The sequence below is a fragment of the Gammaproteobacteria bacterium (ex Lamellibrachia satsuma) genome, assembly GCA_019623805.1.
Lineage (GTDB): Bacteria > Pseudomonadota > Gammaproteobacteria > Chromatiales > Chromatiaceae > QGON01.
The window spans coordinates 2,534,525-2,560,426 of sequence record CP053680.1 but is presented as its reverse complement, the minus strand read 5'-3'; the positions used below and the strand labels follow the sequence as shown (position 1 = coordinate 2,560,426).

The following is a 25,902-nucleotide window of genomic DNA, read 5'->3' as shown; positions in this document are numbered from 1 at the left end:
ACGAATGAAAATCGGCTAATATGGGATGAAATCGTGGATAAAGAGGCACAGGAATGGGCCAGGGACATGTCTTTGACGACCCGATCGATACGCTGTCGGTGGCGACCTCTCGCTGCCCAAACGCTATTTGCCCCGCCTCCAGCCTGTCTGCTGAAAACAATTTCCTATTAAATAAGCTTGGGCGGTCACTGCAGGGCGGCTCAGTCCAACAGGCATTTATCCACGCATGCTGCGCACAGCGGATAAATGCTTAGATGTTAGAATTCAACAACCAATAGAGAAACCATGAATAATAAATTGAAAATCTTATGCTTTATAATGTCACTTCTAGTGCCAAGCATTTCATCTGCTGACTGTTACTTTGGGTGCGATACTATTTATCGAAACTTAAGTACAGATTATGCAAAGTTAATAGAGGGGTTTAAAGGAAGCGGGTTTTCAGTAAAGCAAGACAATAGGAACAGTAAAACATTGTGCAACATAAATGATAAAAATGAATTGGAAATATTATATGTTGAGAGAAACACTGATAATGATGTGTTAATAACTACCTATAGTCAATTTTCTCCACCAAAAACGGTGGGTAGTACAAGCTGGGTACAAGTGTCTCCTGGACTCTGGAATATTATGAAAATACAGAAGACATTGAATTTCGGTGTCATGGGAATAACAAACAATCAGTCAGGCGATCAAAGATGTACAGGAGGAATGGTATCTGGTTCAAAAGGTGAATTTGGAGCTTTAGTATGTGTTTACGGAAAACACGAAAATTTGCCAGTTTCATTAACAAGAATGCGAAAAGAAATCGGTTTGAGTGTGTTTTATGCACTGACAGAAACCGCATGTGAATAATTAATTCTAACACGAAAATCCAGCGGACAGTTTAAAGCGTCATGCCTTTTGCAAAAAGACGCAAAAGACCTTCCCCTTTAAACTACGCGCTGATTTTGACGTTATATTTCGTGAAACCACATGGCAGAATATAATTACCAAATTACAACAAAAGCGCAGTATATTAATTTGCTGTTGCTAAAGGACGAGCTTTACTACTTTGATGGCATTCTTTCAGAGGTTATTTCTGATCTCGATAATTGGCTAATAAAATTACGAGCTACCAGAAGTGTTTTTTTAACACTCAATAATGTCAAGGATGCAGCTGACCGTATTCAGCTTAATGGAAACGAGAAATTTGTCGATAAAACGAGAGCACTCAGAAGAAATCTAATATTTGCAAACCACTTCCGTAACCGAGGGATCGGTCACCTAAATGATACATTGCTTCAAAGGGCTGTTCAGTGGAGCCCGCAGTTGTTTTATGAGAGCTCCAGAGGCAATGAGATTTTTCAAGTTGTAGAAGCACAAAGAACAATAATTGAATCTTGTATTAACTCATTTATCGATAAAGAAGGTGTTCAAAAGGTATTTGGAACAGAAATAGACTTAATTCTACTTTGTCAGATTAGATCTATAAGTAACTCACTGAATAATATAAAATATATGCTGTGAATTTCTTGGCAATCATCGTAAGGAAGAGCATCAAATGACAAGCACCAAGGTCATTTGAATTACCTGATACGCGCATAAGTAGAATCGATCGCATAGCGGAGCGATTCCAACGTTTCCAGTACCGCTTTGAATCCCATTTTCGAAGCAAGACGAGGTCGGTGTTTCAACCGGTCACACACTATCTCAAAGGCCTGATGCAAGCGCAGAGAAAGAACATGGAACGCATGGAAGAGGTGGTTGCAGGCGCAGATGATCAGCGTCTCCAGCATATGCTCACCGAGTCCCCGTGGGATCATCGTGCGGTGTTAGACCAAGTGGCGCTGGAAGCCGATCAATGGCTGGGTGGAACCGCGGATACCTGTCTGTTGCTCGATGAGAGTGGCCTTGCCAAGAAGGGTAAACATTCAGTGGGGGTTAAACGCCAATGGAATGGCCGCCAGGGCAAGGTGGATAACTGCCAGGTTGGTGTATTCGCAGCACTGGGTAAAGGGCACTTGTCCACGCTGATAGATGAACGTCTCTATCTACCCAAAGAGTGGGTATCGAACCCGGCTCGCTGTCGCAAGGCGGGTATCCCGGAAGTTGAACGGAAACATCAAAGCAAGTCAGAGTTGGCGCTGGAGATGGTGCGTCATCAGAGGACGCTTGGCCTGCGTTTTGCCTGGGTGGGTGCAGATGGGGGATACGGGAAGGATCCGGCTTTTCTGAGGGGTTTGGAGGCGATGGGTGAAACCTTTGTGGTGGACATCCACAAAGACCAACAGGTCTACCTGGAAGATCCACAGCCGTTCATACGATGGTAAGAGTGAATCAGGTCTTGCTGATTATCAGGCCCGTAAATGGAAATCCTGGCATCACCATATGGCCTTGGTCATGATGGCGATGTTATTCATGCTCGAAGAGCGAATTGTGCAAAAAGATGATCACCCCTTACTCAGTTGTTCAGACATCGAATCGCTATTGCGTGCCTTCCTGCCACGGCGAGATATTGAACGCGATGAAATACTACGGCAAATGACGAAACGGCATCGTAAACGACAAGCGGCTATCGACTCCCAATATCGAAAACAGCCTCCCCACACCACCTGGCATGCGGGTCCGCACCAGGCGGTTCATCAGGCATAGTGAAACTTAATCCATAGTTCTCTCACAGAGACGAGACCCTGTTTCTCCAACCACTTAAGGGTCATTCCAGATTGTGTCGCCAGCGTTCTGGCTAAACGGTAAGGGCCTTTAGAGCTTAACCAAAGACACACAGCTGTTCGTGACCTGGTGCCCAGCCGGATTAGATTGCGGATACGAGTGCGCGGTTTACGCCACTGCTTCAGATAGCACATGCGTATGCGTCGCCGTATCCATTCATCCAGCCCCGGTAAGGGCCGATAATATTCTGAAAGACCGAAGTAGTTGATCCACCCCCGGATATAGAAACGAAGTTCGCGGTAGCGACGTTGCATTGAGATTCCCCAGGAACGTTTCGTCAATCGACGAATGTTTCGCTTGAAGTCACTCAGCGCTTTGTCACTCCACCGAATCTTCTTCCCTCGGAAGGTAAAGCCAAGGAAGTGGAGGTCGTTGGTTTTCACCACCTTACTCTTCTCCTCATTGATCACCAGCTTTAGTTTGGTAGTCAGAAAACGCTTCAACCATTCCATCATACGGAATCCTGCCGATGTCGACTTTACGCTGATGACGAAGTCATCAGCATAGCGGGCAAAACGCACTCCGCGTGATTCCAGGAGTTTATCCAGATCATCCAACACCACGTTGGCCAGCAACGGTGAAAGCGGACCTCCTTGCGGAACCCCTTCTGGTGTGGGATGGAGATTGTCATCGATCACTACACCGGCACGTAGATAACGCCCAATCAATTTGAGTAGGCGTTTATCTTGGATATGCCGGGATAGCCGAGCCATGAGGATGTCGTGGTCCACTCTGTCAAAGAACTTAGAGAGATCGACATCCACGGCAACACGATACCCCTCTTCAATACAGGCCTTGATCTGTCTCACTGCACCGTGGGCGTTACGCCCAGGCCGGAAACCATGGCTGGAATCAGAGAAGGTGGGATCGATAATCGGTTGTAACACCTGGGCAATAGCCTGCTGTATCACACGGTCATTTACGCTCGGAATACCCAGCAGTCGGCTACCGCCATTTGGCTTGGGGATCTCTACGCATTTTACCGGCTGTGGGACATAGTAGCCACGTTCCAGGGCTCGACGGGTCGCGATCCAGTGTTGTCTGGCCCATTGAGGGTAATCCTCAATGGTAACCTCATCAACACCGGGAGCCCCTTTGTTCCTCCGCACCTGCTTCCATGCGGCGTGGAGGTTTTCCGGGGACAATACCCGTTCCAGTAGATTTTCGTTCAAGGCTGGTTGCTGCATCACACCGCCAGTCTGAGACTTTTCGTTTTGCACGAACTACGCCTCCGCTGAGATGAGTGAGACTCCTCCTTGGCTGATGTTCGGCCCTTCCCGATAGCTCCCTGCCTTGGGTTCATCAGTACTATGGCCTCGGCTGTCTTCTGCTCAATCACTCGGTGGATTGCCCCACAGGGCGCTATCGGTTTTCCATCTGATTCGCTCCTATCAGTCGATGGAGGCTGATAAGCCCAGGCTTGATCAACCAGTGGCCTGACTGGTGCTCTACCGATCGCATGTTGAGCAGATCTCCCCAGATAAGAGCATGAACTGTCACGGCACAACCGCGTCATTTACCTTATCCCCCGAACCACAGGGCTTTGCTGTCTTGTGCCAGCTCGCCCCAGGGAAGTAGGCCTTATATGACGTTTCTGTTCGTCGGCTCGCCGTTCTGCGCTTAGGCTTCCTCCAGACCCCACCTCGCGGTGGCGCCCTTGCCCTCGGCGGGTAGTTGGTGTCAAATGGACAAGAATGAAAGGAGTCACCCACAGAGAGGGAATCCTATGTATCTCATTTCCGATCATCGACAGTGGCTCTCCTACAGGGGACTTTCACCCCATAAGTTCATGCCCATGCTGGGCGTACACAAGTTGCTCCATCGGACAGCCAAATAAATCAATCGAGCACAAATGGCATCAACTAAAAAAGAGAGTATATGCAAATTGTTGAAAGGTATCGAAACTGGTGATCCAGAATCGGTATCAGTTGTTAATGAAGCTAAATATATTCAACATAACCCACAAACACATGAAGGAAGTGAAGGTTTAGCTACTTTATTTAAACGTTTATCTAAGACATCACCACGAGTAAACATTGTTAGAGTATTTGAAGATGGTGATTTTGTTTTTGCTCACACTGAGTATGATTTTGCTGAAAGGAATATAGGCTTTGAAATATTTCGTTTTGAAAACGGGCAGACTGTAGAGCATTGGGATAACATTCAGAAAAGAAAGGGTCCTAATGTTTCAGGTCACTCAATGGTTGATGGCGTTAACGAAGTAAAAGATCTCTCTAAAACAGAAGGGAATCGAAAGGTCATTCAATCCTTTGTCGAAGATATACTGATTAAAAGGGATATGACTAAATTTTATAATTATATTCATCGAGAAAACTACACTGAGCACAATCCAGATATAGGCGATAATTTGATAGAATTACAAAGTATTCTGTCTGGTGGTAAAAGTAATAATAATGACTTTATTTCTAGTCAGTATAAAAAATGTCATCGATTCTTAGCAGAAGGAAATTTCGTTCTCTCCGTATGTGAAGGGCACTCCAATAAACTTCATTCATCCTTCTTTGATCTTTATCGCCTTGAAGAAGGGAAGATTGTAGAACACTGGGATACAATAGAAGAAATTATCCCATGTAGTAAATGGAAAAATAATAACGGTAAATTCTAAATGTCTACAAGGCACCTAAGTTGGCGCCTTCATTTTTAGCACAAGTTTTCTTAAGCTAATAAAAAGCAGGGGTTTCAGTATGGAGAATACAAGCAATCATACAAATAAGTTCTTGCCTATTTGGGTATGGGTAATAGTGCTATTACAAATATTCTTAGTGCTCTTCTTTTCTGCTGGTACTGCTATGAACCCAGGGGATTTCATACCAGATGTAACTGAGTTAAATTATGTTACGCAACTATACATTACTAGAAACGTGACCGTGGCTTTAGGAATAATAGTTGCATTACTCATTAAATCTCATAAGGCGCTTTTATTAATACTCACTGTTAGGTTGCTAACAGACATATCCGATGTTATTACTGTTTATGCATTAAATGTAGAAGCAATTAAAGAAAGCGTACCAATGGTTTTAGTACTGCTAATTATTCCTGCACTCGTTGCTATTGGTTATTTATGGAAGCGAATTAACCAATAGGCATGTAATAGTGCTTACTTTGATGAAAAAACTGGCTAATCGGGTAAGGGAGGGTCTCTAACCCTCCCTCCCCACACCACCTGGCATGCGGGTCCGCACCAGGCGGTTCATCAAGCATAGTGAAACTTGATCCACAGTTCTCTCACTGAGACGAGCCCCTGTTTCTCCAACCACTTAAGGGTCATTCCAGACTGTGTCGCCAGCGTTCTGGCTAAACGGTAAGGGCCGATAATATTCTGAAAGACCGAAGTAGTTGATCCACCCCCGGATATAGAAACGAAGTTCGCGGTAGCGACGTTGCATTGAGATTCCCCAGGAACGTTTCGTCAATCGACGAATGTTTCGCTTGAAGTCACTCAGCGCTTTGTCACTCCACCGAATCTTCTTCCCTCGGAAGGTAAAGCCAAGGAAGTGGAGGTCGTTGGTTTTCACCACCTTACTCTTCTCCTCATTGATCACCAGCTTTAGTTTGGTAGTCAGAAAACGCTTCAACCATTCCATCATACGGAATCCTGCCGATATCGACTTTACGCTGATGACGAAGTCATCAGCATAGCGGGCAAAACGCACTCCGCGTGATTCCAGGAGTTTATCCAGATCATCCAACACCACGTTGGCCAGCAACGGTGAAAGCGGACCTCCTTGCGGAACCCCTTCTGGTGTGGGATGGAGATTGTCATCGATCACTACACCGGCACGTAGATAACGCCCAATCAATTTGAGTAGACGTTTATCTTGGATATGCCGGGATAGCCGAGCCATGAGGATGTCGTGGTCCACTCTGTCAAAGAACTTAGAGAGATCGACATCCACGGCAATACGATACCCCTCTTCAATACAGGCCTTGATCTGTCTCACTGCACCGTGGGCGTTACGCCCAGGCCGGAAACCATGGCTGGAATCAGAGAAGGTGGGATCGATAATCGATTGTAACACCTGGGCAATAGCCTGCTGTATCACACGGTCATTTACGCTCGGAATACCCAGCAGTCGGCTACCGCCATTTGGCTTGGGGATCTCTACGCGTTTTACCGGCTGTGGGACATAGTAGCCACGTTCCAGGGCTCGACGGGTCGCGATCCAGTGTTGTCTGGCCCATTGAGGGTAATCCTCAATGGTAACCTCATCAACACCGGGAGCCCCTTTGTTCCTCCGCACCTGCTTCCATGCGGCGTGGAGGTTTTCCGGGGACAATACCCGTTCCAGTAGATTTTCGTTCAAGGCTGGTTGCTGCATCACACCGCCAGTCTGAGACTTTTCGTTTTGCACGAACTACGCCTCCGCTGAGATGAGTGAGACTCCTCCTTGGCTGATGTTCGGCCCTTCCCGATAGCCCCCTGCCTTGGGTTCATCAGTACTATGGCCTCGGCTGTCTTGTGCCAGCTCGCCCCAGGGAAGTAGGCCTTATATGACGTTTCTGGTCGTCGGCTCGCCGTTTTGTGCTTAGGGTTATTGCTCGCTACAGCCGCTTTCTCCTACGGCTCATGGTCTCCGCTTCGCTCCGGCTCCTCCAGACCCCACCTCGCGGTGGCGCCCTTGCCCTCGGCAGGTAGTTGGTGTCAAATGGGCAGGAATGAAAGGAGTCACCCACAGAGAGGGAATCCTATGTATCTCATTTCCGATCATCGACAGTGGCTCTCCTACAGGGGACTTTCACCCCATAAGTTCATGCCCATGCTGGGCATACACAAGCACGTAATCGCCGACGCATATTTCATTCACGATGCTCACTACATATGCGCGGGTTACGCGTGGCGTTGGGCAGAACAAAACGAGGGAGCGTTGACGCTCGTTGGAAAATGAAAAAGATCGAATACTGCAAGCCGATCTACACGTATGAAATCGATGCCGGACAGCACGCAAGCAACATCGCGTACATTCAATGGATGGAAGTCGCTCGTCTCAAGTTGTTGGAGGAAGTCGGCTTACCGATCCATGAGATCAAGGAGAAAGGATTTGTACCGGCCCTAGTTCGAACGGAAATCAACTACAAAAAGCCGTTGATTATTGGAGATAAGGTTAGGGTTGTACTGTGGTTGTCCGAGTTGAGAAGCGTATCCGCGAATATGTGCTTCGAGTTCTACAACCAGCACAATGAACTGGTGGCAACGGGTGAGCAGGCCGGGCTGTTTATTGGCTTAGAAAAGCAGCGGCCGCACAAGCTGTCGGAACAAGATCGAAAGCGTTTTGAACCGTACGTGGGTGAGGCATCAGAGTGAGTGAGCATTCCAAGAGTGGGTAGTGTCGCGGTTCCATTTATTCGGATAAGTACCTCGTACTATTTCGCATCGAAGTATGCCCAACAAGGCGGTCAAGCCGTTCGCCACGCTCACTCGGACGCTCAGCACTGCTTACCTAGGCGGAGGAACTGCTGACCAAGTCCTGGCAGCTCGGAGAAATCGAAAAAGTTGAATGATGCTCCGATGCCTTCGAAGAGCTAATCGGGTAGCCGGAGGTTTCTAACCCCCAGCCCCCCACAACACCTTGCATACGGCTCCGCACCAGGCGTTTCACTTGGAATGGTGCGATTTCTGGGGAGACTGAATTAAGTATACTGCACCCAGAATTACAATGAGTATCAAAGAAAATTCACACGGTCAGTCAAAAGCGATGTTAGGAGCATGGATACAAATCAATTCAAGAAAAACATCGAAACAACATTTAATGATGTTTCGAGCAGATATGATGAAAACAAGTTCTTTTCAATTTCTGCATGTAGAATGGCTGAATTAGTACCGTTTTTTGACAATATGAATATCCTTGATGTTTCTACTGGAACAGGAGCTGTCGCTATTGAGGTGGCAAGAAAATATCGGCATGCAAATGTAGAGGGAATTGATTTATCGTTAGGAATGCTTAAGCAGGCTAAGAATAAGGCTCAAGAAGAAGGAATTGAAAACATCATCTTCAAACAGTGTGACGTAGATAATATTTCTTATGGTGATGAGGTATTTGATGTCGTTACTTGCGGCTATGCACTATTCTTTTACCCAGATATGGAAGCAGCATATTCGGCAATTTGCAGAACAATAAAACCTGGTGGAATATTTGTATTTTCTTCGTTTACAAAAGAGGCTTTCAATCCATATGCGGAACTCTTTCTAACGCGGCTCGAGATGAATTATAAAATAGAGGCTCCATCACGACTTAGAGAAAGACTCAAGACAAAACAGCAAATAGAAGAGTTGGCAGCAGTAAGCGATCATAAAAGCGTCAAGGTAGAAAATCATCCGATTCGCTATTCCATCACTATAAGCGAATGGTGGTCATTGCTTAACAATGCAGGCTACAAATCACTACTTGATCAATTGAGTCATGAACAATTGATAGAATTCAAACAAGAACATCTTGCTGAAATTGAGGCAATTTCTGTAGAGGGTGTCATAGAGCTTAATACAGATACACTGTTTGGAGTTGTGCATGTGTAGTAAGCTGTAGTAATTCAGACTTGATCTGACAGCTACCGATATTTCAGGAGTTATAACTGAATCTGGTGTTTGACTGATTTGAAAAAAGGCGGCGTATCTGGTTGATTTGTAGTTGCGACACGACAAACAACCTGAGGAGATACGCCACCATGAAGAAGAATACCGTTGTTGGCCTGGCAGGTCGAGATACGATTGCTGACCCGCTGACAGAGATGCTCAAGGCAGGGGCACGACAGTTGATCCAGCAGGCAGTCGAGGTTGAACTGCAAGAGATGCTTGAAGACTACTCAGGACGACGCACAGAGGATGGCAGGGCCGGTGTCGTGCGCAACGGCTACCTGCCTGAGCGAGAACTGCAGACAGGCATGGGGCCTGTAACAGTCCGGATACCCAAGGTTCGCGCCAAGACGGGCAAGCCGCTGACCTTCCGCTCTTCACTGGTACCTCCCTATGTGCGGAAAACGAAGTCACTGGAGGCAGCGATTCCCTGGTTGTATCTGAAAGGAGTATCCAGTGGTGAGATGGGAGAGGCCCTGAAGGTTCTGGTGGGGCCAGAAGCACAGGGGCTGTCAGCGAGCACTGTGTCACGGTTGAAGCAAGTCTGGGCTCAGGAGTATCGGGCCTGGTGCGATGAGCGGTTGGATAAGGATGCTTGGGTGTATGTCTGGGCAGATGGCGTTTACAGTGGATTAAGATCGGAACAGACCAAGCTGTGTTCGCTGGTGGTGATCGGCGTGAATGAGCGCGGCGAGAAGCGTTTCCTGGCGATTGAGGACGGTGTACGCGAATCAACACAGAGCTGGCGTGAAGTATTGCTGAAATTGAAATCACGGGGAATGAATGTGCCGGAGTTAGCGATTGGTGATGGTGCCATGGGGTTTTGGGCGGCACTCGAAGAGGTCTACAGTGAGACACGCCAACAACGCTGCTGGATGCACAAGACCATGAACGTGCTAAATTGTCTGCCAAAATCAGCTCAGGCGAAGGCAAAACAGGCACTGCATGCGATTTGGCAGGCGGAGACCAAAGCAGATGCCGAGAAAGCCTTTGATCTGTTCCTCAAGACCTATGAGCCAAAATATCCGAAGGCCGCAATCTGTTTGCAAAAAGATCGCGATGAACTGATGGCATTCTATGATTTCCCTGCACAGCACTGGCAGAGCATACGGACCAGCAATCCGATTGAATCAACGTTCGGCACGATCCGTCACCGGACCAAGCGTTCAAAGGGTTGCCTGTCTCGGGACGGCATGCTGCATATGATGTTCAAACTTGGACAGTGTGCCGAGAAGAGATGGAGGCGCCTACGTGGTTTCGATTACCTGGCGAAGGTGATAACCGGAATAAAATTTAAAGATGGTGTCGAAGTGACAGAAATCGGCCAGGCTGCCGCTTGATTCAGGTTGGCAAACACCACTTTTGACAATAACTCATATTTCAGAAGGTGTGTGTCAGGTCAAGTTCTGTTCACGAACTTTTCCTTCCAGATCATTTTTCCATCAAGAAGTGTTTAAGCCTTTGTAGTCACGCAATCTTTTATCATAGTGCTGACCGGCGCTCATAAACACCAAATCCCCAATAGTTTTTACCAGGATCAAGCGGGCCGGCCCAGCCACTTTTTAATAGTGCTTTTGCAATAGAGCGATTTAATAAACCATGACCAATCAGGATCACAGACCCATGCTTTTCTGCAATCGCTTCAAGCCTGCTTGCACCGGACAATGCCCTCAACCGGGCCTCCCGGAGTGATTCAGTATTTGCTGAGTACCCCAAAAACCATAACACTCGAAAAAATACAGCCCATATTTCGGGTTGCAGCTTTGGACTTGGCCAATTGGCAGAGGGCAGTTCCATCTCTCTGAAGATCGGCTCTGCAAAACCCACTTCATCGACCCCCAACATTTCTGCTGACTCAATGGAACGCGGCAGGTCGCTGCAAACAACAGCATTGCAGCCAACGGCTATTTCAACAGCTTTATCGGATGGCCTTTGTGATCTTTTCAACCCGGCAGAATTGTATAATTTGATCCAGTGACGGAGTTCACTCGCCCTCAAGCGACCCAAATCGGGAACGTCGGGTTTGCCGTGTCTCAACAGAACGATCCGCATTCACTAAAATCCTCAATCGGCCACGTCACTCATCAAGATAAAACGTAACTGTTCAGCAATCGTGGTGCGCACGGCGCACCCTACGTTTTCAATCAGCCACGTCGTTCGGCAAGAGAGAATATCCATTACCAAACATTTTAAGGCTCAGTTGGTCTGATCAGGCCAACAACTGATCCAATACGTCGATCACTCGTGCTGCCGGCATCTCTTGAAGGCAGGCGCTAAAACTCGCCTTGTGCCGGTCGCACCCCTCTTCGCGACAGGGCACACAATCCTGCTCATAGTGCGGCTGCAGCAATAGGACGTTGCCCTGCCGCTGGCATTCACTTGAGGCCATGGAGAATGGCGGTTTCTCCGAATCATAATCCTTGGGCCAGGGCCCCCACTTCACCGGATTACTTGGGCCATAGAGGGCCAGGGTGGGAATACCATTGGCAGCGGCCAGGTGGGTCATGGCGGTATCCGGACCGATAAAGCAACGGGCGCGGGAGAGCAACATGGAGAGTTCACCGAAACCGAAGCGAGCCGAAACATCAATCACCTTATCAGGATAGCCTGCAGCCAGCTCCCTGCAGAATGCCCGTTCCTCCGCCTCCGGTCCTCCGGTGATGACTATGCGCAGACCGCGTTGTGCGAGCGCATCCACCACGCTCTCCCAGCCTGCCTTTGTCCAGCGTTTGTAGTGCCACATGGGAAAGGGGTGGATAACGGCAAAAGGTTGGAGAGCCGGATCAAACCCCAGGGCTTCACCGAGCCGGGATTCGTCAACCGCCGCCCTTGGCGGCACCACTCTCCTCAGCGGTTCGATGCCGAGCACCCGAGCCAGCATCAGGTTCTGTTCCACCGTATGCGTGTAGACGTTGTCGAGCAGAACCCAACCCCGGTTGGTCCAGCGTTTCCAGGTGTTTTGTGACCGCAGGTCCGGTACCAGGCCAACCCGTTGCGGCGCCGCCAACAGCCCGTAGATATTGGGGCGGTCACCGGCCAAGGTGGAGACGGCGAGATCGTAGCGCCGGAAGATACGCCGCAGCAGTTGCCAATACTGTCCCCGATCCGGGTGCTCCTCAATCTCGATCATTTCGTCGAGATCCGGATTACCTTCCAGCATGTTCCCCTTGCGGGCATAGACCAACACATCGATGGTGGTTTCCGGCCAGGCACGACGCAGGCTACGCAGCAGAGGTGTGGCGAGCAGTACGTCACCGATCTGGCGGGTGGCGATAAGCAGCACCCGGCGGGGTACCCTGCGCTTGGCGGCGGGCAACAGCTGGCAGTACGGCAGTTCAACCATCTATTTGCTCCCCCTCATCCAGGTACTGGCTGACGCCTCGTTCCGCCACCGGAACACGCCGCCCGGCCAAGGCGTCTTCAAGCCGTTTCACGTTTTCGGGCTCCATGTCTCTGGAGTGTTCCCGGTGCCACAGGTGCAATACAGGTACAGCATAGTGACCATCCTTGCGTTGACAGCCCCTGGCCATCAGACGCACCACCAGATCCGCGTCTTCATGCCCCCAACCCTGATAGCTCTCATCGAATCCGTTGACCCGCAAAAAATCATCCTTCCAGATCCCCAGATTACAGGAGCGGGCTCCCTGCCATTTCCCGGCACGGCGTTTGCGCCAGAACGCATCCCCTACGCGCAGCAGGGGGAGAAGCCGGTTGACCTCGCCCCGGAATCGGGCACCCAACCAGTCGGACAGCCTCCAGCCAGCAGGTTCGGCTTTCCCATCAAGCACGCGGGTACTCAATGCCTGATTCATCAACACGCGATTACCCGCCAGGAACCAGCCAGATTCCGCCAACATCCAGTGGCGCGCGATGAAGTCGGGAAAGGCCAGACAATCCCCGTCCAGGAACAGAAGATAGTTTCCGCTTGCCCGCGCCGCCGCCCGGTTTCGAGCGGCAGCTGCACGAAAGCCGTTATCGGCCTGCCACACATGGTGTACAGGGAACGGCGCCAGACTCTGCCAGCTGCGCACTACATCTGCCGTCTCCGGCCCCGAACCGTCGTCGGCCACGATAACCTCCAGGGGCGGGACCTCCTGACGTGCCAGGGAAGCAAGCACATGTTCCAGCGCCTTCGGCCACTGGTAGGTGACGACTATGACGCTCACCGCTGGCGTCATGGAGGACTCACTCACCATCCGGAGTGCCGTGCGACTCATCGGCCCGGCGCTGCTGCAGGTAGTACAGCTTCACGTATTTGTAGTAGACCCCTTCCGCATTGGAGACTGCGAGCAGAAAACCCTCCCGCCCGTCGAGAAAACCGGCTTTGAAAAGCCAGGTACGGAGGAAGGCCCAACAGCCTCGCAGAACTGCCCGGCCAACGCTCCCCTTCCTGCCTTGTGCCAGCAGTCTCTCTGCCCCCGCAGTGGAGTAACGGTTGACCTTGTCCAGCACCTGCTCCAGCGAGTCGAAACTCTGATGTTGCAGGGGAAAACGCAAGCGCCCTGCCGTCCCCCTGAACAGCAGGCGTTCATGCACCAGGTCATTGCTGAACTCCGCGCTGCCCCGGCGAAACAGTCGCGCCACATAGTCGGGCCACCAGCCACTGTGTCGCATCTCCCGGCCACAGTAGGAGGAGAGCCGGGGCATCTCATAGACACTCTCTCCGCCTTTACCAAGGATCACCGTTTCAATCTCGGCACGCAACGATTCGCTGACCCGTTCATCGGCATCCAGAGAGAGCACCCAGTCGCTGGTGGCATAAGCCAGGACGCGATTTTTCTGCACACCGAAACCCTGCCAGTCGCTATCGACATATACCCTGTCGGTATACTCTCGGCAGATCTCAAGGGTCCCATCAGCACTGCCGGAATCAAGCACCACGATCTCATCCGCCCAGCTAACCGACTCCAGGCAGGGCCGGATTCGAGCCGCCTCGTCACGCACGATGATGACCACGCTCAATTTGTTCACTTCCGTATTCTCTTTCCAGATTGGACAAATCCAGTAGACAAGGGCCCCGTCGACATCCCGAAGTGGAGAAACAGCAGCATCAATTTTGCCGTCATATCGAGGTTTATTTCCTGACCAAGCGGTAGTGTTTCTTACTCAGTTCCATATTGAACCAGCCTTCCAGTTTCATCGCCAGACGGTGTTTACGCTCCTTGCGCGTGGGTTGGTGGCTGGGATCGGGGGCAAAGTGCTTCTCCGCCTCCGCAGCCAGCCAGGGTTGAACCACCGCAGGATGGCTGCCCTCAAAAGGCCTGACCGCCTGAGGATCAATGGAATAGGTCTCGAACTTCGGCGGCTCATGCCCCCAATAGCGGCTCACCTGCTGGATCTTCTCCCGCATGCGCGCCGCACTGCGGACATGTCCATAGTGGTAGATCGGTGTACCGGCCATGGCCGCCTTTGGATAACGCCCCTGCTTGTTCTTATCCATAACCACGAAGAAGAGACCGTCCGGGGAGTAGTTGCGAATCGTGTTGCGGATGATGCGCGGAGCCCGACGGTACCAACCGGGACTGATCGCCACCCAGTCGGGGCTGCCGTAAAAGTGGTGATAATCGAAGACCAGGGCCTCTACCTCCGAGTCGTCCAAATGGCGCTCCATGGTTGCGCGGATAGTTTCCAGATCCTGCTCATGCAGCACCTCGTCACCCTCCAGGTAGAAAGCCCAGTCGCCGCTGCAGTTGAACTGGGCGATCATCTTTTGCTGCGCGTAGACATAACCCCGGTCCTGCATGGCCTCATTCCAACGGGTATCGATGATACGGATTTTGTCGCTACCGATAGCCTCGATACGCTCTCGGGTACCATCGCTGCTTTCACCCAGTGCGATGACAAACTCATCGCAGATCGGCAATACCGAACGAATGCTCTCCTCGAACGGATATCCCAGAAGGACCCCGTTGCGCAAAAAGGTAAACCCGCTAATCTTCATAATGACTCCTGCTGCTGGTCTCCATCTGAGCATCCTCTGACATCAACTGCGCAAGACGGGAAAAGACCGTCTCGGGCGCCAACGAATCAAAACAGACCGGATCTCCCCCAGCCGCCTCAGCATAAACACATGTCCGTTTCAAACAGGGGGCGCAATCGAAATCGACTTCAAGATTTACCTGGGATTCTCCAACTACGCCCGTGAGTGAAGGTCGGGTGGGGCCGTAGAGAATGACAGCGGGAACACCAAGTGCGCCAGTCAGATGCGCCAGACCGGTATCCACTGCGGCGACACCACGCGCACCGGCAATCACACCGGCAAGCCCTGCAAGATCGAGTTTTGGCAGCAGTTCTGCATTGCCCATATCTTCAGAGAGCCGCTCTGCCCGTTGCCTTTCCACATCACTCCCCCAAGGCAGAAAGACCTTCAACCCGGCAATACCGGCAAGTCGGATCAGCGACCTCCAATCCTGCTCCGGATAGTGTTTGCTCTGCCAGGTCGTTCCATGCAGAAGCAGCAGATAGGGTTCATCCGTCAGCTGCTGTTGAAAACGCCCGCCGTCGATGCCGTAATCCGGATCAGACCCCGGCATGGGATAACCCAGCGCATGGGCGAACAGCTGGCGCACCCGGGTAATCGCATGTAATCCCTTGGGGATATAGAGCGGATGGGAGTAAGCTAGCGCCGCCAGTGGTTCCCGGGCCGAACTCTGATCCAGGCCAAACCTTGGGCCGTGAGTTTTTACCGAAATGAAGGCGCTCTTCAGCAGGCCCTGTGCATCGATCACCGCATCGTAACGCCGCGCCCTGACTGCCGATTTGAAGGCTCGCCACTCTCCGCTGCGCCAGGTCTTCACCACCGATCGACGCCAGCGGCGCATGGCCACGGACATCACTTTGTCCACCGCCGGATGCCATGCAGGAATTTCGGCAAAGGCCTCCTCCACCACCCAATCGAAGCGGATATCCGACAGTGCGGCCGCCGCATCCGTCAATGCAGGCAGTGTATGGACCACGTCTCCCAGAGAGGAGGTTTTGATTACCAGCACCCTCATTGGGGCAACCCGTCCAGCGCCTTGGAGACCATCTCCACCGGCATCTTCTGCAGACAATCAAGATGCCCCAGGGGACACTCCCGTTTGAAACAGGGGCTGCAGTCGAGTCCCAGACGAACGATCTGTGAGCGCCTGTTCAACGGCGGGGTAAAACCAGGATCAGTGGAACCATAGACCGCCACCAGCCGCCGGTTGAGCGCAGCGGCAACATGCATCAGGCCGGAGTCATTACTCACTACCGCATCAGCCAGTGAAAGCAGATCCACCGCCTGTGCAAGACGGGTGCGGCCACTCAGGTCGACACAGCGACCCTCCGCCACCCGGTTGACCGCTTCACACACCGGCCGGTCTTTTTCGGAACCGAACAGCCAGACATCCCAACCTGACTCGATCCGCTGCCTTGCCAGCTCACCATAATTACCCTCGGGCCAGCGCTTTGAGGGGCCGAACTCCGCCCCTGGGCAGAGTGCCAGCAGCGGGCGTGTGCCCTTCTGTAGACCGAGATCCAACATCGCCTGCCGGGCGTCCGCCTCCAGAACCTCCAGCGCCGGGGGAGGTATCTCCGGCAGAGCGGATTCATCTGCGGGAAAGGCCAGCGCAACAAACCGCTGCACGGTCATGGTCAGATGCTGCTTGTCGAGTTTGCGAAAATCATTCAGCAGACCGTAGCGCATCTCTCCCAACCAGCCGGTACGTTGCGGGATACGGGCAAAAAACGGCACCAGCGCGGATTTAAGTGAATTGGGCAACAGGATCGCCTGTCCATAGCGCCCACGCAAGACACGACCCAGGCGCCAGCGATCCATCAACCCCAGGCGTCCATGCCCGACGGGCATGTCGATCGCTTCATCGACCTCGGGCATACGCGAAAGCAGTGGACGGCTCCAGGCGGACGCAAGCACGTCGATCGCAACAGATGGGGAGCGCTGTTTCAGCGCCTTGAACAGGCTCTGCGCCATAACCATGTCGCCGGCCCAGGACGGGCCGACCACAAGTAAGCGGGCAGAGGGGGAGTGGGCTGAACCCAACGGAAACGCGGCGGGATCAGTCAGTCAATTGATAGTGCGCGCCACAATAGGGACAGACCGCACTACCGGTTTTTTCGATGGGCAGGAATACCTTTGGGTGCATGCTTGCAACAGCATCACTGGTACGGGGGCAGCTCAACGGCAGATCGTTGCGCGATACCTTGATCACTTCCTGTCCATAGGACTGGGTACTTGCTTGTGTCATGGGCTTACTCTCCTGCGGCCACCCTCGCGGGTCATTATAGATTGAGCGGAATTATACCAGTGACAGCCACTCCGGGTTCTGTTCCCGGCGGCCATGTACCTGGTCGAAATACATCGTCTGCAACTTCTCGGTAATCGGTCCGCGACTGCCGCTGCCGATGGCCCGGTTATCCACCTCCCGAATCGGCGTGACCTCCGCAGCCGTGCCGGTAAAGAAGGCCTCGTCGGCAATATAGACTTCATCGCGGGTAATACGCTTTTCGACCACCGGAATATCCAGCTCCTGCGCCAGACTCATCACCGTGCGACGGGTGATGCCATCCAGGGCGGAGGTCAGGTCCGGCGTGTAGATCACCCCGTCACGGACGATGAAGATGTTCTCGCCGCTTCCCTCCATGACAAAACCGTTGGCATCCAACAGCAATGCCTCATCGTAGCCGTCATGCAGCGCCTCCTGCAGTGCCATCATGGAGTTCATATAGTTGCCGTTGGCCTTGGCGCGGCACATGGTGGCGTTGACATGGTGACGGGTGAAGGAGCTGACGCGAATACGGATGCCCTTGTTGATGCCGTCATCCCCCAGATAGGCGCCCCACTCCCAGGCCGCCGCCATGACGTGAACCTTGAGATTGTCGGCGCGCAGCCCCATACCCTCGCAACCGTAAAAGCACATGGGCCGGAGGTAGGCAGAATCCAGATTGTTTTCACGCACCACTGCCCGCTGGGCCGCGTTGAGAGTGTCACGATCAAAGGGCATCGGCATGCCGAGGATATGGGCGGAGTTGAACAGCCGGTCGGTATGATCCTGCAAGCGGAATATCGACGTCCCCTGTTCGGCATGATAGGCGCGCACCCCTTCGAATACCCCCATCCCGTAGTGGAGGGTATGGGTGAGCACATGGATCTTGGCTTCGCGCCAGGGCACCATCTCGCCATCCAGCCAGATGACTCCGTCGTGATCCGCCATTGTCGACATCATTGTTCGTCTCTCAATTCAATTTAGTTTATTGGGGGCGGAGCGTCATGGTGCGCGCAGCGCACCCTACCTCTATTGGTTCCAGACCCCGCCGCCATCAATGCATTTGACTCAGCCCTGCATCAGGGAAAACCAGGTCTCCTTCACCAGCGCACGTTCACCCAGCAGCTCATCATCGGCAATCAGGGCGGGCTGATCCATCAATGCATTGCGGTGGTATCTGGCACGAAACATCCGGTAGGCCTCCGCCAGCTTTTCGGCAGCACCGCCCCCCAGCAAACCCAGCCGGGAGAGGCTCCCCAGCAGACGGACATTGTCCGTCCAGGCCAGCAGGTCCGGGTAGTCGCGCACCCATCGCAGGACCGCGTATTGAACCATAAATTCGATGTCGACGATACCGCCGACCCCCTGCTTCAGGTCGAAGCGACCCTTGCCACTTTTATCCAGATTATCCCGCATCTTCTCGCGCATCTTTACCACTTCGGCACGCAAAACCTCCATATCTTGCACCTGGTTGAGGATATCCCTTCGCACCGCCTCGAAACGCGCTTTCACCTTAACGTCCCCTGCAACCACCCGCGCCCGGATCAATGCCTGATGCTCCCAGACCCAGGCGCTCTCTTGCTGATAGGCCTCAAAGGTATTCATGGAGCTGACCATCATGCCGGAGTTACCATTCGGCCGCAGCCGCATATCCACCTCGTAGAGGATACCCAACGGTGTCAGGGTGGTGAAGAGTGAAATGATGCGCTGAGCCAGGCGGGCGAAGAAAAGATCCACCGAGATGGGACTCTCGCCGTCGGTCATGGCATGCGTATCATCGATGCCGTGCAGAAAGACCATATCCAGATCCGAGCCGTAACCCAGCTCGATGCCCCCCAGCTTGCCGTAACCCACCACGGCAAAACCAGTCTCATCGGCCTCCAGCCCCGCCGGGCGACCATACCGCTGCACCGTATAGTGCCAGGCCAGCTCGATCACCTTTGCCACCACGGTCTCGGCAATGGCACTCAGGTAGTCGCTGACCACCATCAGCGGAATACGGCCGGTGATATCCGCAGCCGCCACCCGCAGCTTATTACTCTGGGCAAACTGGCGCAGACGATCCATCTGCTGCTCCAAATCGTCCTCGTCCAACCCTCCTAGCAAGGTGTTGAGTTCGGTCATCAACTCCTGCTGTTTCAAAGGCGAGTAGAGACGGCGGGGATCGAGCAGTTCATCCAACAGGATGGGATGACGGGTCAGCAGCTTGGCGATCCAGGGACTGATTCCACTGAGATGCACCAGCTGGGAGAGCACGATAGGACTCTCGACCAGCAGGGCGATGTAGGCGGTCCGCCGCACGATCGATTCCAACAGGCCGAGCACAGGCTCCAGCGCCACGTCGGATTGATCGATACTTCCCACCGCTTCGAGCAGCAGCGGCATCAAACGATCGATGCGCTCCAACCCCCTGGCGCCCATGCTTCTGCAACCATGACAACCGCGAAACAGGGCGATCCTCTCCAGCGCCTTGCTTCCGTCCTCGAAACCGGCCTCCTCCAGCGCCGCGACAGCATCGGCCTCATCCAGCGTATCTTTCCAGACCCCAATCAACAGCTGCGCATCTTCGTCGCCATCCGTCTGAGGGGCGGCAAACACCATGTCGAAATGGCCCTGCACCCGCTGACGATGGCTGGAGAGTTCTGTCTCAAACGCTGCCCAGTCCGCAAAATTCATCGCCCGGGCCAAACGCAATCTGCCGGCATCATCTGTCGGCAGGAGATGGCTTTGTCGATCAGCCCAGGCCTGGATGCGATTCTCCACCAAACGCAGGAATTCATAGGCTTCCGCCAATTCACCCACCACATATTCGGGCAGATGGTCCCGCTCTGCCAGCAATTGCAGCACCGGCAGGATGGGGCGGATCTGTAGATCCACATCCCGGCCACCACGGATCAGCTGGAAGGCCTGGCCAATGAATTCGATCTCCCGGATACCCCCCTGACCGAGTTTGACATTGGCGTCCATCCCTTTCTTATGCAGTTCCCGGCTGATCAGTATCTTCATCTCGCGCAGGGATTCGATGACTCCGAAGTCCAGATAGCGCCGGTAGACGAAAGGACGCAACATCGCAATCAACCGCTCACCAGCCACAAGGTCACCTGCCACCACCCGTGCCTTGATCATGGCGTAACGCTCCCACTCCCGCGCCTGGGACTCGTAGTAACCCTCCAGGGCATCGAAACTCATGGCAAGGGGGCCGGCACTGCCGAAGGGGCGCAAACGGGTATCGACCCGAAAAACAAAACCATCCGCGTTGACGTTATCAAGCGCCTGTACCAGACGCTGGCAGAGACGGATAAAGAACTGCTCGTTGGTCTGGAAGCGGCCGCCATCGGTCTGCCCCATCTCCGGATAGCAGAAGATCAGGTCGATATCGGATGAGAGATTGAGTTCCCGCGCCCCCAGTTTGCCCATGCCGAGAACCACCAGCGGTTGAGCCTCGCCCGCTTCGTTGCGCGGCGTCCCCATCTCGGTGCAGGTCCATTCATAGAGCAGCGAGAGGGTAAGATCGATGGCGGCATCGGCAAGGGCCGACAGGTCTTCCAATGTCTCTGCAAGTGGCGCCCAGCCAGCGATATCGCGCCAGATGATGCGTACCATCTGAACACGGCGAAATAACCGCAGGCACTTGTGCAGGGTGGGTTCATCAGAAACATCCCGCAAGGCTTCACTGAGCTTGCCGGCCATCTCGCCATCGGCAAAACTGCGTGTCAGATCACCTTCGGTGTAGAGCGAGGACAGCAGATTCTCATCCCGCAAGCAGCTCTGTAAAACGTACTGGCTCGCCTCCCAGACCGACTTCAACGCGGCGAGAAACTCGGCATCCGCCGCAATCTCAGCCCCCTTCCCGCCAACCTGTTCCAGCCACCTCTGCCAGTCGGACTCGACCTGCTGCTGTAGTATTTCCGGGGAAGGCGCATCCATCGTAGACTCCTGGCTTTTCGATCACGGTCGCTATTGTAACGCCGCCGGGCACAAAGGCGAGAAGAGAGAAGGGTTAAGGAAGCGCAGAATGGATGTCATTTCGAGCATAGCGAGAAATCTCAGGCTACGTAGCTCATTGACATTGTGGTGGTTTGAGATCTCTCCCTGCGGTCGAGATGACAATAGTCGGCTTAATTCAGTAGTTCCTTAAGGAGACACTATAACGCCATGCCCCGACAGCCAGGCACGGTCCAACTCCCAGTGTACGCGTTTGATCTCAGGATCGGCAACGACCAGATCCCGCGCCCTGGTCTGCACCTTGGCCAGATTTTTCTGAGCCTTCTGAAATTCAGCACTGGCGGGGTTTTTTCCCGCCACCCGAGGAAAGAGGATACCCAGCACCCGCGCCACCGGCACCTCCGTGGATCTTGGTGAGCTCATCACCGCAATGCCATTGCTGATGCGCAACACACGAAAGGCATAAGGAAACGCTGTAATCTCCGCTTCTGCCTCCAGCAGATCATTCAGGTCGGAAGCCTTGGGATCCTCGTAAAGAAAAAGCACCAGTAACCCCAGCACAAAGATACCAAGACCTATCGCATAGTTTCTGGTTCCACGATCCATAATCAACGCCCTAATAGAAAACAGTGGCGATCAAGGCTACCAATCCGATGGGAACAGTGCCTTGCGAATTTTCAACGGCAATGCCTTACGCTCTATGCAGGATTCACCCCACCGATGTGTCCAGGAAGATCACTCCAGACCCATGACAAGGTCTAAGAAGAGTTGACTTCGCAGAACCCGGACCTGGTTGGCCATCAATAACCAACTGCGATATAGGCTGGTATGTTCAGTCCCAGAGCGCCAGGATCGTGGCCATCGCGCGGGTGAATTCGTCGAAGGAGTGGGGTTTTACAATGTAGTCGTCGACATCGTATTCGAACGCGGCGGCCCGGTCTTTCGGCTCATTGGACGACGTCAGAACGATGATGTGAAGTTCTTTGAGTTCGGGATCGCTACGCAGCTCACGTAAAAACTCAATGCCGCTCATCTTCGGAAGATTGAGATCCAGAAGGATAAGCGCCGGCGGTGGCGATATCTTTTCGAACCCGTCCTCTCCTCGTAGCATGCTGAGTGCTTCCAGGCCGGTTCGGGCGATATGCAGAGGGTTGCTGACTTTGTTCTTCTTCAGGGCACGCTGGACAGTCATGATATCGACCCTGTCGTCCTCGATCAGCAATATTGTCTCGTCTCTGTTCAACATAACTCGCTATTCCCGGTCTGATACCTTGTTTTCATTTCCGGCCCCACTACTCAGAAGAACGGTTCTTCGGCCAGGTGAAGTAGAAACACGCGCCCTCTCCGACAGCAGACTCCAATCTTATTGTGCCACCATGCTCTTCCACAATCTTCTTGACCAACGCCAAGCCGATACCGGTGCTGCTTTCGAAGTCACTCGACTCCAGAATCTGAAACATCATAAAAACTTTGTTGTGATATTCCGGCGCTATTCCCTTGCCGTCGTCGCACACGGAGAATTGATAGACATCTCCATAACTTTCACCCTTTAGCCGGATCTTTCCCTTATCTCCGCCATGGTGTTTCAGACTGTTACTGATCAGGTTGGAGAACACCTGGCCGAGCTGGAGCCGGTCAACGTACATGCTCGGCATTTCACCCTTGATCTTAATCGTGAACCCTTTGGGAGGGGAGAGTGAATCGATAATCTCGTCGACCAGCTCCCGGGTATCGACCTGATTCTCTGAGTCAGCTGTCTTCCCAACCCGGGAATACTCCAACAGTCCTTCGATCAGATCATGCATCCGCCGTACGCGGTCGCGGAGCAGGGCGAGCTGTTCCCTCGATGCATCATCCAGTTTGTCTGCAAGATCCTCCTGGATCCACTGAGCGAGGTTGCTCACCGCCCGCAAGGGGGCCTTAAGGTCATGAGATGTCACATAGGCGAACTGTTCGAGATACTGAGCCCTTCGTTCCGCCTCGGCCGTACGGTAGGCGACACGATGCTCCAGCGTCTCGTTCAGGTGCTGCAGTTCCTGCTCGGCGGATTTACGATCAACCACTTCCCGGTTCAGGGCCTGTACAGCCTCCCACAACTGTGACGTTCTCTCTTCGACCTCCAGTCGCACCTGCCTGGCCCGCCCCACCAGGGTTGTCACGTAGGTGATAAGCAGGACGGTAAAAGCGATACCTCCGAAAAGGATGATCCAGCTCCTCCAGGTTTCGGCCTGGAATTTTTCGGCGGCAGGATTGCACACCACCTCCCACTGTTGGGTCCCGACCGAGATCCTTTGACTGTAGGTTATATCAGAAGTATCGACCTCGGTGTCGGGCGCCCGGCCCTCTCTCATCCGGGAGAGATGGGTATAGATCAGTTGCCCATCCCCTGTCGAGGGTCCCTGGTAGAAGTGAAGATCAACCCCTCCAGACCGAAGACTCTCCAGAGCCCGCTCGACAATATCGCCGATACTGAAAATGCCGATCGCAAATCCTCTGACCCCAGGGGATGTCAGAGCCGGATCATCTTCCTGTTTTTCATTCTTGAAAAAGACAGGAACAGCAACCATGACGCCTGTCTTCTCACCGGTTTCGTCCATGAGAGGGACACCGGGAGAGACCTGGAGTGATCGGGTGATTTCCGCCTCCCCCAACAGGGTTGAAACGATCGGATTGGCGCCCACGTTGAAGCCCAATGCCTCTTTGTTGCTCTGGTAGGGCTGGATGTAGAGGACAGGATAGTATATGGGCCGATCGCGGCTCTCGATCAGCTTGCCTGAAAGGTCATCCTCCGTGATCCGGAAGGGGGGGAAACTTTGCTGAGCCTCCTTGATGAAGGCGGACCGGTTCTCGGCGAGCACCACGGGCACCCACTCCAGGGCCTTGATGCCTGCCTGGCGTTTCAGGGGCGGGCCCACGAATTTACGGAACTCCCGGCGGTCCACGACCTCCGACGCCTCAAAAAAGCTGGCGATATCCTGGACTATCCCGAGGGAGTGCTTGAGCTCCCTCTGGACTACCAATATACGATCCTGGGCTGCCTCGCGGAATGCGATTTCAACCTGGCTTCTCTCCCAGCCCAAGGATTGTATAAATGCGGCAAGCGTCAGCAACACGCCTATCATCGCAACCAGCGCAACGGGAAAGTAGCCCCACCAGATCGACTTTGCTACCTGCGTCTTCTCCAGAGACGGCCAGCTGGCCAACCTTGCGAGGACTCTCTCGGTCACGCGCCGTTTCATCTCAGGATTTGGCCGGAAAGTGGCGGGCGATTGTATTGCTGATGTGCATCAGGATCTCATCCATTGCCTCTTCGATTTCGCCGTTGATGATCAACGGGGTCTTATCCTTCTCCGATTCCAAAACCAGATAGGATTGCAGTGTCCATATCTGGTCGAGTTGTTTCAGGTAACGGGATGAGGCACGCTCGGGTTGCTCCCGCTCCCGGTGCTTAAGGCGTTTCGCAAGCGTCTTTTTGTGAGGAACAACCAGCATCAGGGGAATGACGATGGCCTGGTCCCGGGCGATGTCCAGTTCGAGTTTCGAAGGCAACACATAGACGCCATCGACGATCAGGTCGTGGCTCTCCTTGGCTGCCCGGTAAATCGTCGCTTCCAGTCCATGCTTGACTATCTTGAACTGGGAGAGAAAACCCCGGATCACCTCTATGTGGCCAGGTTCAGACGCTGGTTCGCTGTCTGTCGCCAACCCCCGCCAGGCCTCAAAACTTGAAAAGGAGAGGGTGGGGATCTCTGCTGGTGGAAGATAACAGCGAACGATCTCCCGCATCATATCGGTAGATTGGGTTCTGACAATATTCAACTGATAGGCCAGTTCCGTTGTCAGTGTGCTCTTTCCCGTGCCTGTTATGCCGCCAACCAGGACGATCAAAGGAAGACCACTATCCTTGAACCGTCGCCAGGAGAGAAACCGGTCAGCGGCCGCTTGGGAACAATGCGTCGCCAGTCGCTCATACACAATTTTCCTGAGGACGACATGATCGATAACCGTCTCTTCTCCCTTCTTCAGGGACTCGTGTACCTGCTTCGCAGTCTCCAGCGCGTCTACACGATCGATGGCACAGGCCTGCAGTGAACGAGAGAGTATGCCTGCTGAAAAAGGGACCTCATCAGTAGCGGTCTGAACCACAATCTGCAGTTCCCGGGATGACCCCAGATCGTAAGATTTCGCCAGCGATGATCCAAAGCGTTTCCGTACTTCAGCAGAGACCCGCTCTCTGAGTGTATCGGTTGTGATTTTTTCCTTATTCTCAATCTTGCTGCGAATAGACTGGGCAATCAGGTAGGCATCCTGAAATGAAAGACCGGCGCGCACAAGGGACTCCACCAGCACCCCCCGCAGGAAGGGAATACTCTCGCCGCTGGCACTCTCGATAATGAATAGTTTACTCACCTG

The 25,902-nt window shown here is 53.1% G+C and carries 23 protein-coding genes and 2 pseudogenes; 9 read left to right on the top strand and 16 right to left on the bottom strand.

The window, feature by feature from the left end; translation table 11 throughout:
• Positions 1 to 285: 285 nt before the first annotated feature.
• The 4 genes and pseudogenes from HPY30_11165 to HPY30_11150 all read left to right on the top strand — a co-directional run bounded on the left by HPY30_11165 (position 286) and on the right by HPY30_11150 (position 2,631).
• Positions 286 to 852, top strand: a complete 567-nt coding sequence (locus tag HPY30_11165) for a hypothetical protein (GenBank protein ID QYZ66499.1) — start codon at positions 286 to 288, stop codon at positions 850 to 852.
• A gap of 120 nt (positions 853 to 972) precedes the next feature.
• Positions 973 to 1,446: pseudogene (locus HPY30_11160) on the top strand (hypothetical protein).
• A 218-nt stretch (positions 1,447 to 1,664) separates the two neighbouring features.
• The gene (locus HPY30_11155; protein QYZ66498.1) at positions 1,665 to 2,309 is read left to right on the top strand and encodes an IS701 family transposase; all 645 of its coding nucleotides are present in this window, start codon (positions 1,665 to 1,667) and stop codon (positions 2,307 to 2,309) included.
• Positions 2,233 to 2,631, top strand: a complete 399-nt coding sequence (locus HPY30_11150) for a hypothetical protein (GenBank protein QYZ64512.1) — start codon at positions 2,233 to 2,235, stop codon at positions 2,629 to 2,631. The genes HPY30_11155 and HPY30_11150 overlap by 77 nt, the downstream gene beginning before the upstream one ends.
• Here the strand turns inward: HPY30_11150 and ltrA (HPY30_11145) are convergent.
• Positions 2,622 to 3,896, bottom strand: coding sequence for a group II intron reverse transcriptase/maturase (gene ltrA, locus HPY30_11145; GenBank protein ID QYZ68010.1), 1,275 nt, complete (start codon positions 3,894 to 3,896; stop codon positions 2,622 to 2,624). The two genes, HPY30_11150 and ltrA (HPY30_11145), sit on opposite strands and share 10 nt — an antisense overlap.
• Positions 3,897 to 4,561: 665 nt before the next feature.
• On the opposite strand from ltrA (HPY30_11145), the gene HPY30_11140 reads away from it, so the two are divergent.
• Positions 4,562 to 5,335 carry a SnoaL-like domain-containing protein gene (locus HPY30_11140; GenBank protein ID QYZ66497.1) on the top strand — a complete coding sequence of 258 codons (774 nt, stop codon included), beginning with the start codon at positions 4,562 to 4,564 and terminating at the stop codon, positions 5,333 to 5,335.
• Positions 5,336 to 5,414: 79 nt separating this feature from the next.
• Positions 5,415 to 5,813, top strand: a complete 399-nt coding sequence (locus tag HPY30_11135; protein ID QYZ66496.1) for a hypothetical protein — start codon at positions 5,415 to 5,417, stop codon at positions 5,811 to 5,813.
• A gap of 110 nt (positions 5,814 to 5,923) precedes the next feature.
• Here the strand turns inward: HPY30_11135 and ltrA (HPY30_11130) are convergent.
• A pseudogene (gene ltrA / locus HPY30_11130) lies at positions 5,924 to 7,049 on the bottom strand (group II intron reverse transcriptase/maturase).
• A 563-nt stretch (positions 7,050 to 7,612) separates the two neighbouring features.
• Between ltrA (HPY30_11130) and HPY30_11125 the strand changes: the two are divergent.
• The 3 genes from HPY30_11125 (at position 7,613) to HPY30_11115 (ending at position 10,638) form a co-directional block, all read left to right on the top strand.
• Complete coding sequence (locus HPY30_11125; protein QYZ66495.1) at positions 7,613 to 8,032, top strand: acyl-CoA thioesterase; 420 nt, start codon at positions 7,613 to 7,615, stop codon at positions 8,030 to 8,032.
• A 402-nt stretch (positions 8,033 to 8,434) separates the two neighbouring features.
• A complete protein-coding gene (locus HPY30_11120; protein QYZ66494.1) occupies positions 8,435 to 9,241 on the top strand; it encodes a methyltransferase domain-containing protein in 807 nt (268 codons plus the stop codon).
• Positions 9,242 to 9,390: 149 nt separating this feature from the next.
• Complete coding sequence (locus tag HPY30_11115; GenBank protein ID QYZ66493.1) at positions 9,391 to 10,638, top strand: IS256 family transposase; 1,248 nt, start codon at positions 9,391 to 9,393, stop codon at positions 10,636 to 10,638.
• A gap of 142 nt (positions 10,639 to 10,780) precedes the next feature.
• Here HPY30_11115 and HPY30_11110 read toward each other — a convergent pair whose 3' ends face one another.
• From HPY30_11110 to HPY30_11045, 14 genes are all read right to left on the bottom strand, one after another.
• Positions 10,781 to 11,350 carry a histidine phosphatase family protein gene (locus HPY30_11110; protein QYZ66492.1) on the bottom strand — a complete coding sequence of 190 codons (570 nt, stop codon included), beginning with the start codon at positions 11,348 to 11,350 and terminating at the stop codon, positions 10,781 to 10,783.
• A 157-nt stretch (positions 11,351 to 11,507) separates the two neighbouring features.
• A complete protein-coding gene (locus tag HPY30_11105) occupies positions 11,508 to 12,641 on the bottom strand; it encodes a glycosyltransferase family 9 protein (protein ID QYZ66491.1) in 1,134 nt (377 codons plus the stop codon).
• Positions 12,634 to 13,476, bottom strand: a complete 843-nt coding sequence (locus HPY30_11100) for a glycosyltransferase family 2 protein (protein QYZ68009.1) — start codon at positions 13,474 to 13,476, stop codon at positions 12,634 to 12,636. The genes HPY30_11105 and HPY30_11100 overlap by 8 nt, the downstream gene beginning before the upstream one ends.
• 7 nt (positions 13,477 to 13,483) lie before the next feature.
• Positions 13,484 to 14,299 (bottom strand): glycosyltransferase family 2 protein, encoded by an 816-nt coding sequence (locus HPY30_11095; protein QYZ68008.1) that lies wholly within the window; start codon positions 14,297 to 14,299, stop codon positions 13,484 to 13,486.
• A gap of 73 nt (positions 14,300 to 14,372) precedes the next feature.
• Positions 14,373 to 15,239 (bottom strand): glycosyltransferase, encoded by an 867-nt coding sequence (locus tag HPY30_11090; protein QYZ66490.1) that lies wholly within the window; start codon positions 15,237 to 15,239, stop codon positions 14,373 to 14,375.
• Positions 15,229 to 16,293 (bottom strand): lipopolysaccharide heptosyltransferase I, encoded by a 1,065-nt coding sequence (gene waaC, locus HPY30_11085; protein QYZ68007.1) that lies wholly within the window; start codon positions 16,291 to 16,293, stop codon positions 15,229 to 15,231. The genes HPY30_11090 and waaC overlap by 11 nt, the downstream gene beginning before the upstream one ends.
• Positions 16,290 to 17,321 carry a lipopolysaccharide heptosyltransferase II gene (gene waaF, locus HPY30_11080; GenBank protein ID QYZ66489.1) on the bottom strand — a complete coding sequence of 344 codons (1,032 nt, stop codon included), beginning with the start codon at positions 17,319 to 17,321 and terminating at the stop codon, positions 16,290 to 16,292. Before waaF ends, waaC begins: the two co-directional genes overlap by 4 nt.
• A gap of 16 nt (positions 17,322 to 17,337) precedes the next feature.
• Positions 17,338 to 17,526: a zinc-finger domain-containing protein gene (locus HPY30_11075; GenBank protein ID QYZ66488.1), complete on the bottom strand. Its 189-nt coding sequence runs from the start codon at positions 17,524 to 17,526 to the stop codon at positions 17,338 to 17,340.
• A gap of 51 nt (positions 17,527 to 17,577) precedes the next feature.
• Positions 17,578 to 18,501 carry a branched-chain amino acid transaminase gene (locus HPY30_11070; protein ID QYZ68006.1) on the bottom strand — a complete coding sequence of 308 codons (924 nt, stop codon included), beginning with the start codon at positions 18,499 to 18,501 and terminating at the stop codon, positions 17,578 to 17,580.
• A 111-nt stretch (positions 18,502 to 18,612) separates the two neighbouring features.
• Positions 18,613 to 21,471 carry a bifunctional [glutamate--ammonia ligase]-adenylyl-L-tyrosine phosphorylase/[glutamate--ammonia-ligase] adenylyltransferase gene (glnE, locus tag HPY30_11065; GenBank protein ID QYZ66487.1) on the bottom strand — a complete coding sequence of 953 codons (2,859 nt, stop codon included), beginning with the start codon at positions 21,469 to 21,471 and terminating at the stop codon, positions 18,613 to 18,615.
• A gap of 207 nt (positions 21,472 to 21,678) precedes the next feature.
• Positions 21,679 to 22,095, bottom strand: coding sequence for a glutamate-ammonia-ligase adenylyltransferase (locus HPY30_11060; GenBank protein ID QYZ66486.1), 417 nt, complete (start codon positions 22,093 to 22,095; stop codon positions 21,679 to 21,681).
• Between the two features lie 226 nt (positions 22,096 to 22,321).
• Entirely contained in the window at positions 22,322 to 22,735 is a 414-nt protein-coding gene (locus tag HPY30_11055; GenBank protein ID QYZ66485.1) for a response regulator, read from the bottom strand.
• A 46-nt stretch (positions 22,736 to 22,781) separates the two neighbouring features.
• Entirely contained in the window at positions 22,782 to 24,716 is a 1,935-nt protein-coding gene (locus HPY30_11050; GenBank protein ID QYZ66484.1) for a hypothetical protein, read from the bottom strand.
• A gap of 13 nt (positions 24,717 to 24,729) precedes the next feature.
• Positions 24,730 to 25,899, bottom strand: coding sequence for an AAA family ATPase (locus HPY30_11045; GenBank protein QYZ66483.1), 1,170 nt, complete (start codon positions 25,897 to 25,899; stop codon positions 24,730 to 24,732).
• Between the last annotated feature and the right edge of the window lie 3 nt (positions 25,900 to 25,902).

Excerpts from the sequence above, each read along its gene's own strand:
- HPY30_11120 (QYZ66494.1), top strand. The coding sequence starts at position 8,435 with ATGGATACAAATCAATTCAAGAAAAACATCGAAACAACATTTAATGAT.
- ltrA (QYZ68010.1), bottom strand. The coding sequence starts at position 3,896 with ATGCAGCAACCAGCCTTGAACGAAAATCTACTGGAACGGGTATTGTCC.
- HPY30_11070 (QYZ68006.1), bottom strand. The coding sequence starts at position 18,501 with ATGTCGACAATGGCGGATCACGACGGAGTCATCTGGCTGGATGGCGAG.
- HPY30_11140 (QYZ66497.1), top strand. The coding sequence starts at position 4,562 with ATGGCATCAACTAAAAAAGAGAGTATATGCAAATTGTTGAAAGGTATC.
- glnE (QYZ66487.1), bottom strand. The coding sequence starts at position 21,471 with ATGGATGCGCCTTCCCCGGAAATACTACAGCAGCAGGTCGAGTCCGAC.
- HPY30_11125 (QYZ66495.1), top strand. The coding sequence starts at position 7,613 with ATGAAAAAGATCGAATACTGCAAGCCGATCTACACGTATGAAATCGAT.
- HPY30_11115 (QYZ66493.1), top strand. The coding sequence starts at position 9,391 with ATGAAGAAGAATACCGTTGTTGGCCTGGCAGGTCGAGATACGATTGCT.
- HPY30_11100 (QYZ68009.1), bottom strand. The coding sequence starts at position 13,476 with ATGACGCCAGCGGTGAGCGTCATAGTCGTCACCTACCAGTGGCCGAAG.
- HPY30_11135 (QYZ66496.1), top strand. The coding sequence starts at position 5,415 with ATGGAGAATACAAGCAATCATACAAATAAGTTCTTGCCTATTTGGGTA.
- HPY30_11105 (QYZ66491.1), bottom strand. The coding sequence starts at position 12,641 with ATGGTTGAACTGCCGTACTGCCAGCTGTTGCCCGCCGCCAAGCGCAGG.
- waaC (QYZ68007.1), bottom strand. The coding sequence starts at position 16,293 with ATGAGGGTGCTGGTAATCAAAACCTCCTCTCTGGGAGACGTGGTCCAT.
- HPY30_11055 (QYZ66485.1), bottom strand. The coding sequence starts at position 22,735 with ATGTTGAACAGAGACGAGACAATATTGCTGATCGAGGACGACAGGGTC.
- HPY30_11075 (QYZ66488.1), bottom strand. The coding sequence starts at position 17,526 with ATGACACAAGCAAGTACCCAGTCCTATGGACAGGAAGTGATCAAGGTA.
- HPY30_11090 (QYZ66490.1), bottom strand. The coding sequence starts at position 15,239 with ATGAAGATTAGCGGGTTTACCTTTTTGCGCAACGGGGTCCTTCTGGGA.
- HPY30_11165 (QYZ66499.1), top strand. The coding sequence starts at position 286 with ATGAATAATAAATTGAAAATCTTATGCTTTATAATGTCACTTCTAGTG.
- HPY30_11060 (QYZ66486.1), bottom strand. The coding sequence starts at position 22,095 with ATGGATCGTGGAACCAGAAACTATGCGATAGGTCTTGGTATCTTTGTG.
- HPY30_11110 (QYZ66492.1), bottom strand. The coding sequence starts at position 11,350 with ATGCGGATCGTTCTGTTGAGACACGGCAAACCCGACGTTCCCGATTTG.